Source organism: Streptomyces sp. NPDC058373 (assembly GCF_042723275.1).
Classification (GTDB): domain Bacteria; phylum Actinomycetota; class Actinomycetes; order Streptomycetales; family Streptomycetaceae; genus Streptomyces.
In genome coordinates this window covers 37206-49292 of record NZ_JBHXJE010000035.1, presented here as the reverse complement: position 1 = coordinate 49292, position 12087 = coordinate 37206, and the positions used below count along the sequence as shown (strand labels likewise).

13 protein-coding genes and 4 tRNA genes are annotated in these 12087 nt (G+C 73.0%); 5 read left to right on the top strand and 12 right to left on the bottom strand.

Going from position 1 to position 12087, the window contains the following annotated elements; all coding sequences use genetic code 11:
* Nucleotides 1–87: 87 nt before the first annotated feature.
* Nucleotides 88–1074: a thiamine-phosphate kinase gene (locus tag ACFWMZ_RS20075; protein WP_383182588.1), complete on the bottom strand. Its 987-nt coding sequence runs from the start codon at nucleotides 1072–1074 to the stop codon at nucleotides 88–90.
* A gap of 427 nt (nucleotides 1075–1501) precedes the next feature.
* Here ACFWMZ_RS20075 and ACFWMZ_RS20070 point away from each other — a divergent pair, with 427 nt between their 5' ends.
* Together ACFWMZ_RS20070 and ACFWMZ_RS20065 are read left to right on the top strand one after the other, a co-directional pair.
* On the top strand, nucleotides 1502–1735 hold the full coding sequence (locus ACFWMZ_RS20070) for an Lrp/AsnC family transcriptional regulator (RefSeq protein WP_023416799.1): 234 nt from the start codon (nucleotides 1502–1504) through the stop codon (nucleotides 1733–1735).
* 20 nt (nucleotides 1736–1755) lie between these two features.
* Complete coding sequence (locus tag ACFWMZ_RS20065) at nucleotides 1756–2241, top strand: DUF3515 domain-containing protein (protein ID WP_383182585.1); 486 nt, start codon at nucleotides 1756–1758, stop codon at nucleotides 2239–2241.
* Between the two features lie 89 nt (nucleotides 2242–2330).
* Here the strand turns inward: ACFWMZ_RS20065 and ACFWMZ_RS20060 are convergent, their stop codons facing one another.
* The 3 genes from ACFWMZ_RS20060 to ACFWMZ_RS20050 all read right to left on the bottom strand — a co-directional run bounded on the left by ACFWMZ_RS20060 (nucleotide 2331) and on the right by ACFWMZ_RS20050 (nucleotide 5563).
* Entirely contained in the window at nucleotides 2331–3503 is a 1173-nt protein-coding gene (locus ACFWMZ_RS20060; RefSeq protein ID WP_383182583.1) for a D-alanine--D-alanine ligase family protein, read from the bottom strand.
* Between the two features lie 240 nt (nucleotides 3504–3743).
* Nucleotides 3744–4754 (bottom strand): NAD(P)H-dependent glycerol-3-phosphate dehydrogenase, encoded by a 1011-nt coding sequence (locus ACFWMZ_RS20055; protein WP_383203169.1) that lies wholly within the window; start codon nucleotides 4752–4754, stop codon nucleotides 3744–3746.
* The gene (locus ACFWMZ_RS20050) at nucleotides 4751–5563 is read right to left on the bottom strand and encodes a lysophospholipid acyltransferase family protein (RefSeq protein WP_383203167.1); all 813 of its coding nucleotides are present in this window, start codon (nucleotides 5561–5563) and stop codon (nucleotides 4751–4753) included. Before ACFWMZ_RS20050 ends, ACFWMZ_RS20055 begins: the two co-directional genes overlap by 4 nt.
* Nucleotides 5564–5719: 156 nt before the next feature.
* Between ACFWMZ_RS20050 and cofC the strand changes: the two genes are divergently transcribed.
* Both cofC and ACFWMZ_RS20040 read left to right on the top strand, forming a co-directional pair.
* Entirely contained in the window at nucleotides 5720–6430 is a 711-nt protein-coding gene (cofC, locus tag ACFWMZ_RS20045; protein ID WP_383203164.1) for a 2-phospho-L-lactate guanylyltransferase, read from the top strand.
* Nucleotides 6431–6550: 120 nt separating this feature from the next.
* Nucleotides 6551–6760 (top strand): hypothetical protein, encoded by a 210-nt coding sequence (locus ACFWMZ_RS20040; protein WP_383182576.1) that lies wholly within the window; start codon nucleotides 6551–6553, stop codon nucleotides 6758–6760.
* A gap of 190 nt (nucleotides 6761–6950) precedes the next feature.
* On the opposite strand, the gene ACFWMZ_RS20035 is transcribed toward ACFWMZ_RS20040, so the two are convergent.
* From ACFWMZ_RS20035 to leuC, 4 genes are all read right to left on the bottom strand, one after another.
* A complete protein-coding gene (locus ACFWMZ_RS20035) occupies nucleotides 6951–7607 on the bottom strand; it encodes an HU family DNA-binding protein (RefSeq protein WP_383182574.1) in 657 nt (218 codons plus the stop codon).
* A gap of 173 nt (nucleotides 7608–7780) precedes the next feature.
* Nucleotides 7781–8008 (bottom strand): hypothetical protein, encoded by a 228-nt coding sequence (locus ACFWMZ_RS20030; RefSeq protein ID WP_383182572.1) that lies wholly within the window; start codon nucleotides 8006–8008, stop codon nucleotides 7781–7783.
* Nucleotides 8009–8522: 514 nt separating this feature from the next.
* A complete protein-coding gene (leuD, locus tag ACFWMZ_RS20025) occupies nucleotides 8523–9116 on the bottom strand; it encodes a 3-isopropylmalate dehydratase small subunit (protein ID WP_383182570.1) in 594 nt (197 codons plus the stop codon).
* Nucleotides 9117–9122: 6 nt separating this feature from the next.
* Nucleotides 9123–10541, bottom strand: a complete 1419-nt coding sequence (gene leuC, locus ACFWMZ_RS20020; protein WP_383182568.1) for a 3-isopropylmalate dehydratase large subunit — start codon at nucleotides 10539–10541, stop codon at nucleotides 9123–9125.
* Nucleotides 10542–10717: 176 nt separating this feature from the next.
* Between leuC and ndgR the strand changes: the two genes are divergently transcribed.
* Entirely contained in the window at nucleotides 10718–11434 is a 717-nt protein-coding gene (gene ndgR, locus ACFWMZ_RS20015; protein WP_003951083.1) for an IclR family transcriptional regulator NdgR, read from the top strand.
* A gap of 220 nt (nucleotides 11435–11654) precedes the next feature.
* On the opposite strand, the gene ACFWMZ_RS20010 is transcribed toward ndgR, so the two are convergent.
* The 4 genes from ACFWMZ_RS20010 to ACFWMZ_RS19995 all read right to left on the bottom strand — a co-directional run bounded on the left by ACFWMZ_RS20010 (nucleotide 11655) and on the right by ACFWMZ_RS19995 (nucleotide 12069).
* Nucleotides 11655–11727: transfer RNA gene (locus ACFWMZ_RS20010), tRNA-Glu, on the bottom strand.
* Between the two features lie 21 nt (nucleotides 11728–11748).
* Nucleotides 11749–11820: transfer RNA gene (locus ACFWMZ_RS20005), tRNA-Gln, on the bottom strand.
* A gap of 16 nt (nucleotides 11821–11836) precedes the next feature.
* Nucleotides 11837–11909 (bottom strand) — tRNA-Glu (locus ACFWMZ_RS20000).
* An 87-nt stretch (nucleotides 11910–11996) separates the two neighbouring features.
* Nucleotides 11997–12069: transfer RNA gene (locus ACFWMZ_RS19995), tRNA-Glu, on the bottom strand.
* Nucleotides 12070–12087: the final 18 nt, after the last annotated feature.

Here is a 12087-nt window from a genome sequence, read left to right as displayed (position 1 = left end):
CCCCGCCCGCACCGAACCCCGTCCCACCTCACGCCGCACCCGATCCCGCTCAGCCCACCCGGCCCCCACCCCGACCGAGCCCGCCGCTCACCCCCCGTCCTCGATCACCCCGGCCCCCGCGTCCCCGAAGTGGTCCCAGCCCCCCTTGTGCGTCCAAGGTGCCCCGTCGACCGTGACCCGGGGCAGGGCGGAGGGGTGGAGGACCTCGCCGATGACCTTCCAGCGGGCCGGGAGTTTCACGTCGGACGGGAAGGTCGCGACGATCGCGTGGTCCTCGCCGCCGGTGAGGACCCACTGGAGGGGGTCGACGCCGACGGCCTGGCCGATGTCGTTCATCTGGCTCGGGATGTCGACTTTGCCGGAGGCGACGTCGATCCGGACCTTGCTCGCCTCGGCGATGTGGCCGAGGTCGGCGATCAGGCCGTCGCTCACGTCGGTCATGGCCGTGGCGCCGAGCCCGGCCGCCGCGGGCCCCGCGTGGTACGGCGGTTCGGGGCGCCGGTGGGCCTCGACGAAGGCGCGCGGCGAGCGGAAGCCCCGGGACAGCACGGCGTACCCGGCGGCGGACCAGCCCAGCCACCCGGTGACGGCCACGACGTCGCCGGGCTGCGCCCCGGCGCGGGTGACGGGCTCGTGGTTGCGCAGGTCGCCGAGGGCGGTGATGGAGACCATGACGGTGTCGCCGCGTACGACGTCGCCGCCGACCACGGCGGCGCCCGCGACCTGGCACTCGTCGCGCAGGCCGTCCATCAGCTCCGCGGGCCAGGCGGCGGGGAGTTCGGCGGGGACGACGAGGCCGAGGAGGATCGCGGTGGGCACCGCGCCCATCGCGGCGATGTCGGCGAGGTTCTGCGCGGCGGCCTTGCGCCCCACGTCGTAGGCGGTGGACCAGTCACGGCGGAAGTGCCGCCCCTCCAGGAGGATGTCCGTGCTCGCCACGACCCGCCGGTCCGGCGCGGTCACCACGGCGGCGTCGTCGCCGGGGCCGATCCGTACCGCCGGAGTCATGGTGAGCCGGGACGTGAGCTCTCTGATGAGCCCGAACTCTCCCAGCTCGCCCACAGTGCCTTTCACCGTGCGCCCACCTCTCGCATCAAGTGCCGGTCGAGACCGGTCACGTACCGAACCGTCCATGTCGCGCCGTCGCACCGGCCGCGGCCCGGGCCGGCTGCCCCGCCCCGCGTACCGGAATTCGCGTACCCCCGCGGTGCCGCGTGCTCCGGCTCCGCCCCGCTCCCCCATCGTCCCCGGTCCCCGCGTCCGGGTGCGCACCGGCCGGCGCTCCGGCGGCGGCGCCGCCCCGTCCCCCGGGCGCCACGTTCCGTTTGCGGTCGCGGGGCGGGGCGGGGGTCGGTACCGTCAACTCACACGTCAACGCCCGTGCCCCGCAAGCCGGACGGCGCGCGCGTCGGGGCGCGCGGCTCTCCCCGTGGCGGGCGCGGACGCGATAACGTGGCGACCCTTTCCCCCACATGATCCTCGTCGCCGCCCTGGAGGCTCCGTGGTACAGGCGTATGTACTGATTCAGACCGAGGTCGGGAAGGCCTCGGCCGTCGCCGAGTTCATCGGCAGCATCCCTGGAGTGATCCAGGCCGAGGATGTGACCGGACCTTATGACGTGATCGTGCGGGCCCAGGCCGACACCATGGACGAACTGGGCCGCATGGTGGTCGCCAAGGTCCAGCAGGTGGACGGCATCACCCGCACTCTGACCTGCCCGGTCGTGCATCTGTAGCCCCCGTCTACGCTGGCCCGGTGAACCTCACCCGTCGCCGGTCCCTCCGGTCCGCTGCCGCCGCGCTGCTGCTGGCCGCCGCTGCCGGCTGTTCTTCCGCGGACGGCCGGCAGACCGCGGCGGTTCCCGAGCCGGACGGTGCGGCGGCCGCCCTCTGCCAGGACCTGGACGACCGGCTTCCGCAGCGCGTCGCCGGTCTGGAACGGGACGATCCGCGACCGGAGTCGGCACTGACCGCCGGGTGGGGCAACCCGGCGATCATACTGCGCTGCGGTGTGCCGAGGCCCGGTGCGATGAACGACCCCGACGCCGACGGCGTGGAGGCCGACGGTGTGGGCTGGCTGATGGAGGAGCGGGACGACGGTTCGTTCCGTTTCACCACGACACTGCGGCGGGCCTACGTGGAGGTGGCCCTGCCCTCGCAGCACGTACCGGAGGGCCTGGCACCGCTCAGCGACCTCGCGCCCGCGATCGGCGCGGCGATACCGGAGGGCATCGCCGACTGACCGGCCGGCACCGCGCGGAGCCGGACCGCCCCGGAGCCGGACCGCGGCAAGGGCGGCCCGGCGCGGCCCGCCGGCCGTCGGGTACGGGCTCAGCGCAGCCCGGTCGACCGGCGCAGCGCCGCCTGCACCAGCAGGTCGACGAGGGCCGGGTAGTCGACGCCGGACTCCTGCCACATCCGCGGGTACATGGAGATCGGCGTGAAGCCGGGCATGGTGTTGATCTCGTTGATGACGAAGCCGCCGTCCTCGGTGAGGAAGAAGTCGGCGCGCACCAGTCCCTCGCAGGAGGCGGCTTCGAAGGCTTCCACGGCGAGGCGCTGGACCTCGGCGGTCTGCTCCTCGGTCAGCGGGGCAGGGACCAGCCCGGGGGCCGAGTCGATGTACTTGGCCTCGAAGTCGTAGAAGTCGTGGGCCTGGACCGGCGGGATCTCGGCGGGGACGCTGGCGCGCGGCCCGTCCTCGAACTCCAGGACGCCGCACTCGATCTCCCGGCCGCGCAGCAGCGACTCGACGAGGATCTTCGGGTCGTGGCGGCGGGCCTCCTCGATGGCCGCGTCGAGGCCCTCGGCGCCGTCGACCTTGGTGATGCCGACGGAGGAGCCGCCGCGGGCGGGCTTCACGAAGAGCGGCCAGCCGTGCTCACCGGCGAAGTCGAGGATGCGTGCGCGGGCGGCGGCCGCGTCGGCGTCCCATTCACGGGGGCGGATCACCAGGTACGGGCCGACCGGCAGCCCGAACGAGGTGAAGACCCGCTTCATGTACTCCTTGTCCTGGCCGACGGCGGAGGCGAGCACGCCGGAGCCGACGTACGGGATGCCGGCGAGTTCCAGGAGGCCCTGGAACGTGCCGTCCTCGCCGTAGGGTCCGTGCAGGACGGGGAAGACGACGTCGACGTCGCCGAGGACCTTCGGCACCGAGCCGGGCTCGCTGTAGACGACCTCGCGGCTGGACGGGTCGACGGGGAGGACGACGGTGCCCTCGCCGGGCTCGGCGAGGCCCGCGACGTCGGGGACGGTGCGCTCGCTGATCGCCATCCGGGCCGGCTCGTCGGCGGTGAGCACCCAACCGCCTTCGGTGGTGATGCCGATGGGCAGGACGTCGTACCGGGAGCGGTCGATGGAGCCCAGGACGGCGCCGCCGGTGACCACGGAGATGCCGTGCTCGGAGCTGCGCCCGCCGAAGACGACGGCGACGCGCGGCTTGCGGGGTTCGGTTCCGGGCTCGGGGAGGGCCGGGTTCTGGGGGGAGTTCTCGCTGCTCATATCGCGTTGAGCGTACCTGCTGGTAGGCCGCTCGTCAGCGCCCGAGGGGCCCTGTCGCGGCGAGGGCACCCGAGCGCCGCAGCGGGCCGTGCGGGCCCCGCGCGGCCCCGTACGGCGCGGCGCAGCAGGTCGGAAGCGGTCCGTCCGCTCCGGCGGCCGGCCGCCGCGGCGGTGCGGGCCGGGGCGACCCCGCGGCCGCACCGGCGTGGCGGCTCCCGCCCCGTCCCGCGGCCCCGGCGCTCAGCGGCGCTCGGGCTTGGCGCTGCGCGCCATGAGCTCCTTGAGGGCGACCAGCGGCGGCTTCCCATCGTGGACGATGCTGACGACCGTCTCGGTGATGGGCATGTCGATGCCGTGCCGGCGGCCCAGGTCGAGCACCGACTCGCAGGACTTGACGCCCTCCGCGGTCTGCTCGGTGACGGCGATGGTCTCCTCCAGCGTCATCCCCTTGCCGAGGTTGGTGCCGAAGGTGTGGTTCCGCGACAGCGGCGAGGAGCAGGTCGCCACCAGGTCGCCGAGGCCCGCGAGGCCGGAGAAGGTCATCGGGTCGGCGCCCATGGCGAGGCCGAGCCGGGTGGTCTCGGCGAGGCCGCGGGTGATGAGGGAGCCCTTGGTGTTGTCGCCGAGGCCCATGCCGTCCGCGATGCCGACGGCGAGGCCGATGACGTTCTTGACGGCGCCGCCCAGTTCGCAGCCGACCACGTCGGTGTTGGTGTACGGGCGGAAGTACGGGGTGTGGCAGGCGGCCTGGAGCCGCCGGGCGACGTCCTCGTCGGTGCAGGCGACCACGGCGGCGGCGGGCTGCCGGGCGGCGATCTCCCGGGCGAGGTTGGGGCCGGTGACGACGGCGATCCGCTCGGCGGGCAGCTGGGTGGTGTCGGCGATGACCTCGCTCATCCGCATCGCGGAACCGAGTTCGACGCCCTTCATCAGGGAGACGACGACGGTGTCCGGGGCGAGCAGCGGCGCCAGGGTGGCGAGGTTGGCGCGGGCCGTCTGCGAGGGGACGGTGAGGACGGTGAAGTCGGCGTCCGCGGCGGCCTCGGCGGGGTCGGTGGTGGCCCGCACCGAGGCGGGCAGCACAGTGCCGGGGAGGTAGCCGGAGTTGGTGTGCGCCGTGTTGACCTCGTCGGCGACCTCCTGGCGGCGGGCGCACAGGACGACCTCGCAGCCCGCGTCGGCGAGGACCATGGCGAACGCCGTTCCCCAGGAGCCGGTTCCGAAGACCGCTGCCTTGACCGGGGGTGTCACTGGTTGCTCTCTCCTGACTTCTGCCCCTGCGCGCCGTCGCCCACCGCGGTGGCGGCGGGCTGCGGGCGGGCGGCGGGCCGCCGCCGCTGCTGCTGGAGGCGGGCGGTGCGGGGGTCGTACGGGGTGGGCGGGGCGGGTTCGCCGCGCATCTCGGCCAGCAGGGCGGTGACCGCCGCCATGATGGTCTCGGTGACCTCGCGCAGCACCTCGGGGGTGGGTTCGAGGTCGTAGTAGGCGCTGAGATCGACCGGCGGGCCCGCCTTCACCTGCAGCGTCTTGCGCGGCAGGAGCCGGAGCTTGTTCTCCTTGGCGTACGGCGGCATGGCGAGGTTGGCGCCCCACTGCGCGACCGGGACGACGGGGCAGCGGGTGCGCAGGGCGACCCGGGCGGCGCCGGTCTTGGCGGTCATGGGCCACATCGCGGGATCGCGGGTGAGGGTGCCCTCGGGGTAGAAGGCGACGCACTCGCCGCGCTCGATGGCGTCCAGGGCCGCCCGGAAGGCGTCCAGCGCATTGGTGGTTTCGCGGTAGACCGGAATCTGCCCGGTGCCGCGCATGACGGCGCCGACAAATCCCTTGCCGAAGAGTCCGTTCTTCGCGAGGAATCGCGGAACGCGTCCGGTGTTGTACTGGTAGTGAGCGTAGGAGAGCGGGTCGAGATACGAGTTGTGATTGACCGCGGTGATAAATCCGCCGTCAGCCGGAATGTTCTCCATTCCGCTCCAGTCCCGCTTGAACAGAAGCACCAGCGGCGGTTTGGCGATGACCGCTGCCAAGCGGTACCAGAAGCCGATTCTGCGGCGGGACACTCGGGCACCTTCCTCTTCGAACCCTGGGACCGATTGCGCCCTGGGCGGACGCACAAGTGTCGCCCCGGGGCCCCCTTCTGTCGAGAACACCGTACGCCCACCCTCGCCCGGCACGGCCCGGGACCGGCGGCGGGGCGAGCACCCGGGAGAGCGAGAATGACCAGGATGCGCACTGAACCCGACGCGGGCGGGTCGGCCGGGTGGAGCCTGGTCGTCCCCCTGAAACCCCTTGCCCTGGCCAAGAGCAGGCTCGCCCCCGCCCTCGACGGCCCGGCGCGGGCGCGGCTCGCGCTGGCGTTCGCGCAGGACACGGTGGCGGCCGCGCTGGCGTGCTCGGCGGTCCGGGATGTGGTGGTCGTCACGGACGACGCGCGGGCCGGCGGGGCGCTGGCGGCGCTCGGGGCGCGCGTGACGGGGGACGCCCCGGCGGCGGGGCTGAACGCGGCGCTGGCGCACGGCGCGCGGACGGTGCGGGCGGCGCGGCCCCGCGCGGCGCTCGCCGCCCTCAACGCCGACCTCCCCGCGCTGCGCCCCGGCGAACTGGCGCGCGTCCTCGCCGCGGCGGCGGCGCACCCCCGGGCCTTCCTCGCGGACGCCGCGGGGATCGGCACGACCTTCCTCTCCGCCGCGCCCGGCGCCCCGTTCACGCCGTGCTTCGGGGGCCCGTCGCGCGCCCGGCACACCGCGGCGGGCGCCGTGGAGCTGGCGCCGGACGCGGTGCCCGGCGTACGCCGCGACGTGGACACCCCGGCCGATCTGCACGCCGCACGTGAGCTGGGCCCGGGCCCGCGCACGGCGGCCGTCCTCGCGTCTCTTCGCGACACCACCGCGCCCGCCCCGCGGGCCTCGTCGGCGCCCCCGGGCTGAACGGACCGCCCCGTGCGGCGCCGTACGGGGCGGGCCCCGCCCCGCACCGTACGCCGCGTCGCGGGGCCCGCCCCGCCCCGCACGCCCCTCACCGCGCAGACGGCGGCTACGCTGCGGGGCATGCAGGCGACCGCGTACACGTACGACCCCGAGACCCGCGGCGGCAGCGTGCTGCTGGACGACGGCACCCCGGTGCCCTTCGACGGCGCGGCGTTCGACGCCGGCGGCCTCCGCCTGCTCCGCCCCGGCCAGCGGGTACGGATCGAGACCGCGCCCGGCGCGGACGGCGGCGCCCCGCGCATCACGCTGGTCACCCTCCAGACCTTCTGAGCGCCGCACGGGGCGCGGACCGTCGGCAGCGTCGGGAGACTCCCGGCGCGCCGTGGCCGCTCAGCGCTGGGGGCCGCGCCGCCCTGCACCCCGCCCCGGACACGCCGCGGGCCGGGCTCCCCGAGGGGGGCCCGGCCCGATGCGCGTGGTCCAGCCGTGTCCGAAGGCTCCGCGGCGGTCCGCTACTTCGTCACTTCTTCCTCGCGGTCCCCGTGGTCTTCTTGGCGGTGGAGGTCTTGCGGGCCGAGGACTTCTTGGCCGGGGCCTTGGTGGCGGTGGCCTTCTTGGCGGGGGCCGTCTTCTTGGCGGTGGCCTTCTTCGCCGCCGACTTGGCGGGGGTGGCCTTCTTCGCCGTGGCGGTGGTCTTCTTCGCCGCGGGCGCGCTCTTCGTCGCCGTGGTCTTCTTGGCCGGGGTGGCCTTCTTGGCGGTCGCGGCGGTGGTGGTCTTCTTGGCCGCCGAGGCCTTCTTCGCGGTCGCCTTCTTCGCGGCGGCCTTCGCGGTGGTCTTGGTGCCGCCGGTGAGGCTGCCCTTGGGCGCCTTCTTCACCGCGACATCGTTCTTCGGGAGCTTCTTCGTGCCGCTCACCAGGTCCTTGAAGCCCTGCCCGGCCCGGAAGCGGGGCACGGAGGTCTTCTTGACCCGGACCCGCTCGCCGGTCTGCGGGTTGCGGGCGTAACGGGCGGGGCGGTCGACCTTCTCGAAGGAACCGAAGCCGGTGACGGAGACCCGCTCCCCGGCCACCACCGCGCGGACCATCGCGTCGAGCACCGCGTCGACGGCTTCGGCGGCGTTCTGACGACCGCCGACCTTGTCGGCAATCGCTTCTACGAGCTGCGCCTTGTTCACGTCTTCCCCTTCGGAGGCATTGCCAGAACCAATGTGTTCAAGCTTTTTCGCACGGTAGGCAGATATATACCGCAAATCAAACACGAAACGGGCTAATCACCCATGCGCCGCAACGGAGGCGACCTGTCGCTCCACGAAGGGGCCTTGAGGCTCCTGTGGGGCTCACTTGGAGCTCAGAGACCTTCGGGGAATCGCCCTTCGTCGAGCTCTGCCGTGAAGCGGTCCAGTCGTCGGGCCGCCGCCGCGAGATCGTGTTTTGCCGCGGCCGTAATGGCCAGCAGCTTTCGGGAGAGCGCCCTGCGGACGTCCTCCGGGACTTGCAGCGCGCGCACTCGGGAGTGCGCTTCTTTCAGCCGGTCGGCGACAACGTCGTAGAGCTCGATCTCGCTGTCGCGTTCCATGCGCCGATTGTGCCATCTGCGTCGAGTTGTCGCCCCACAGGGGGGCAACTGCCGCGCGGGGCCCACCCTTTCAGAAGTACGGGGCGACCTGCGCCCCACCTTGCGAAAGGATGCCAACTCCCGGCTGCGGCAGCACACTTGACCAATACGGGGACCACCCTTCCGGGTGTCGTCCGAGTGGCCGCGTCAACTCGCCGCAGGGTCAGCCGGATGGCCCCCTCCGGTCTCCGGAGCTCGCCCCGAGGGGCACTTTCACGCCAACTCCGAACATCTTTGGCGTCCTCGGCATTCCCGCTCTGCACTCCGCATGCCCCCGCCTCGGCCCCCGAAGCCCCGGCACGGACACCGGACCGCTCCGCCCCGTCCGCCGCCGGCCCGCACATTCCCCGCGCTCCACTGGACCGTTCGGGTGCCCGGCCCCCACTCCCCCTCGGAGATCCGCAACTCCCCCGCGCAGCACCGCGCCCCCACTCCGGCGGGAGCGGGGGCGCGGTGGCGGCGCGGCGGGGAACGGTCAGACGGGCAGCGTCCGCGGCTTGAAGACCGGACGGCTCGACTCGTACGCGGCGATGGAGTCCTCGTTCCGCAGCGTGATGCTGATGTCGTCCAGGCCGTTCAGCAGCCGCCAGCGGGAGTTCTCGTCCAGCTCGAACGGGGCGGTGATGCCCCCGGCGCGGACTTCGCGGTCCTGGAGGTCGACGGTGATCTCGGCGGTGGGGTCGCTCTCCGTCAGCTCCCACAGAGCGTCGACGACCTTCTGGTCGAGGACCACGGTGAGCAGGCCGTTCTTCAGCGAGTTGCCGCGGAAGATGTCGGCGAAGCGGGAGGAGACGACCGCCTTGAAGCCGAAGTTCTGCAGCGCCCAGACGGCGTGCTCACGCGAGGAGCCGGTGCCGAAGTCCGGCCCTGCCACCAGGACGGTGGCACCCGCGCGTTCGGGTTTGCCCAGGACGAACTCCGGGTCCTTGCGCCAGGCCTCGAAGAGCCCGTCCTCGAAACCGTCGCGGGTGACCTTCTTGAGCCAGTGCGCGGGGATGATCTGGTCGGTGTCGACGTTGCTGCGGCGCAGCGGGACGGCCCGGCCGGTGTGCGTGGTGAAGGCTTCCATGGCTGATCAGACTCCCGCGGGTACGTCGGTGAGGTCGGCGGGCGAGGCGAGCGTGCCGGTCACCGCGGTGGCGGCGGCCACCTGCGGCGAGACCAGGTGGGTGCGGCCGCCCTTGCCCTGGCGTCCCTCGAAGTTGCGGTTGGAGGTGGAGGCGGAGCGCTCCCCGGGGGCGAGCTGGTCGGGGTTCATGCCGAGGCACATCGAGCAGCCCGCGTGCCGCCATTCGGCGCCGGCTTCCTTGAAGACGACGTCCAGGCCCTCCTCGACGGCCTGGAGCCCGACCCGTGCGGAGCCGGGGACGACCAGCATGCGGACACCGTCGGCCACCTTGCGGCCCTTGACGATGTCGGCCGCGGCCCGCAGGTCCTCGATCCGGCCGTTGGTGCAGGAACCGACGAAGACGGTGTCGACCTTGATGTCGCGCAGCGCCTGCCCGGCGTCCAGCCCCATGTACTCCAGGGCCTTCTCCGCGGCGTACCGGTCGGAGGGGTCCTCGAAGGAGGCGGGGTCCGGGACGTGGTCCGTGAGCGGGGCGCCCTGCCCGGGATTGGTGCCCCAGGTGACGAACGGCGAGAGGGTGGTCGCGTCGATGACGACCTCGGCGTCGAACTCCGCGTCCTCGTCGGAGCGCAGCGTCTTCCAGTAGGCGACCGCCTCGTCCCACTCCTGCCCCTGGGGCGCGTGGGCGCGGCCTTCCAGGTAGGCGAAGGTGGTCTCGTCCGGGGCGATCATGCCGGCCCGGGCGCCGGCCTCGATGGACATGTTGCAGATGGTCATCCGCGCCTCCATCGAGAGCTTCTCGATGGCCGAGCCCCGGTACTCCAGGATGTAGCCCTGGCCGCCGCCGGTGCCGATCCGGGCGATCACGGCGAGGATCAGGTCCTTGGCGGTGACGCCCTCGGGCAGTTCGCCGTCGACGGTGATCGCCATGGTGCGCGGGCGGGCCAGCGGCAGCGTCTGGGTGGCGAGGACGTGCTCGACCTGGCTGGTGCCGATGCCGAACGCCAGCGCGCCGAACGCCCCGTGGGTGGAGGTGTGCGAGTCGCCGCAGACGACGGTGGTGCCGGGCTGGGTCAGTCCGAGCTGCGGGCCGACGACGTGCACGACGCCCTGCTCTACGTCGCCCAGGGAGTGCAGCCGTACCCCGAAGTCGGCGCAGTTCTTGCGCAGCGTCTCCAACTGGACCCGGGAGACCGGGTCGGCGATGGGCTTGTCGATGTCGAGGGTGGGGGTGTTGTGGTCCTCGGTGGCGATGGTGAGGTCGAGGCGGCGTACGGCGCGCCCGGCCTTGCGCAGCCCGTCGAAGGCCTGCGGGCTGGTCACCTCGTGCAGCAGGTGCAGATCGATGAAGAGAAGGTCCGGCTCGCCCTCGGCGCGCCGGACGACGTGGTCGTCCCAGACCTTCTCCGCGAGTGTCCTACCCATCGCTTTCCCTTCGGCCGGCGTCGTCGCCGGCCCAACTAGAGATTCGGTGCGCCCCCGTCCGGACCCCCGTGCGGGGCGGCGGCGGAGCGGGCCCTGAGGTACCCGCCTGTACAGACTGGCAACTTCCCGGGAAAATTGAACTTGCGTTTCACAGAGTGAGACGCGAGTATCGTTTCATGGACAACTCTAGTGGCGTCGGCGTTCTCGACAAGGCGGCTCTGGTTCTGAGCGCTCTGGAGTCCGGTCCGGCCACCCTCGCCGGGCTGGTCGCGGCGACCGGGCTCGCCCGCCCCACGGCGCACCGCCTCGCCGTGGCTCTGGAACACCACCGCATGGTGGCCCGCGACATGCAGGGCCGTTTCATCCTCGGCCCCCGGCTCTCGGAGCTCGCCGCCGCGGCGGGCGAGGACCGCCTGCTGGCGACGGCCGGACCGGTCCTCACCCACCTGCGGGACGTGACCGGCGAGAGCGCGCAGCTCTACCGCCGCCAGGGCGACATGCGTATCTGCGTCGCGGCCGCCGAGCGCCTCTCGGGCCTGCGGGACACGGTGCCGGTCGGTTCGACCCTGACGATGAAGGCCGGCTCCTCGGCGCAGATCCTGATGGCCTGGGAGGAGCCGGAGCGCCTGCACCGCGGCCTCCAGGGCGCCCGCTTCACGGCCACGGCCCTCTCCGGCGTACGCCGCCGGGGCTGGGCCCAGTCGATCGGTGAGCGCGAGCCGGGCGTGGCCTCGGTGTCGGCCCCGGTGCGCGGCCCCTCCAACCGTGTCGTCGCCGCCGTGTCGGTCTCCGGCCCGATCGAGCGGCTGACCCGCCACCCGGGCCGCATGCACGCCCAGGCCATCATCGACGCGGCCCAGCGCCTCTCCGAGGCCCTCCGCCGTACCAGCTGACGACCACACCCGGCCCATACCCGCACCCGCACAGCCGAGACCCCGCCGTCCGCGATCTGGACGGCGGGGTCTCGCGCGCGGAAAGGCGCGGCGCCGGGCCCCCTGGACCCGCGGTGCGCGGGCCCGGGGGTGGCTCCGGCCCGACTCCAGGGCCGACGGCGCCCCGCCGCGGGCGCACGAAAAAGGGCCTCCCGCGTGATGCGGGAGGCCCTTTTCTCTGTACCCCCGACCGGATTCGAACCGGCGCTACCGCCTTGAGAGGGCGGCGTGCTAGGCCGCTACACAACGGGGGCCTTGCAGATGAGCTCTGCGAGCTGGGCTACCAGGACTCGAACCTAGACTAAATGAACCAGAATCACTCGTGCTGCCAATTACACCATAGCCCATGGTGGTTGAGACCAGTACCCCCGACCGGATTCGAACCGGCGCTACCGCCTTGAGAGGGCGGCGTGCTAGGCCGCTACACAACGGGGGCCCTAGCGATCCCACCCGGCGAGCGACGCCGGGTGATGTCACCGCATGACCATGGAGAGCGACTCCGACGATCAGCAGGATGGATCTGTACCCCCGACCGGATTCGAACCGGCGCTACCGCCTTGAGAGGGCGGCGTGCTAGGCCGCTACACAACGGGGGCCTTGCAGATGAGCTCTGC

What these genes read in the sequence shown, in the direction of transcription:
- leuC (WP_383182568.1), bottom strand. Translation starts at nt 10,541, where the DNA reads ATGGGTAGGACACTCGCGGAGAAGGTCTGGGACGACCACGTCGTCCGG.
- ndgR (WP_003951083.1), top strand. Translation starts at nt 10,718, where the DNA reads ATGGACAACTCTAGTGGCGTCGGCGTTCTCGACAAGGCGGCTCTGGTT.
- leuD (WP_383182570.1), bottom strand. Translation starts at nt 9,116, where the DNA reads ATGGAAGCCTTCACCACGCACACCGGCCGGGCCGTCCCGCTGCGCCGC.
- ACFWMZ_RS20040 (WP_383182576.1), top strand. Translation starts at nt 6,551, where the DNA reads ATGCAGGCGACCGCGTACACGTACGACCCCGAGACCCGCGGCGGCAGC.
- cofC (WP_383203164.1), top strand. Translation starts at nt 5,720, where the DNA reads ATGACCAGGATGCGCACTGAACCCGACGCGGGCGGGTCGGCCGGGTGG.
- ACFWMZ_RS20060 (WP_383182583.1), bottom strand. Translation starts at nt 3,503, where the DNA reads ATGAGCAGCGAGAACTCCCCCCAGAACCCGGCCCTCCCCGAGCCCGGA.
- ACFWMZ_RS20030 (WP_383182572.1), bottom strand. Translation starts at nt 8,008, where the DNA reads ATGGAACGCGACAGCGAGATCGAGCTCTACGACGTTGTCGCCGACCGG.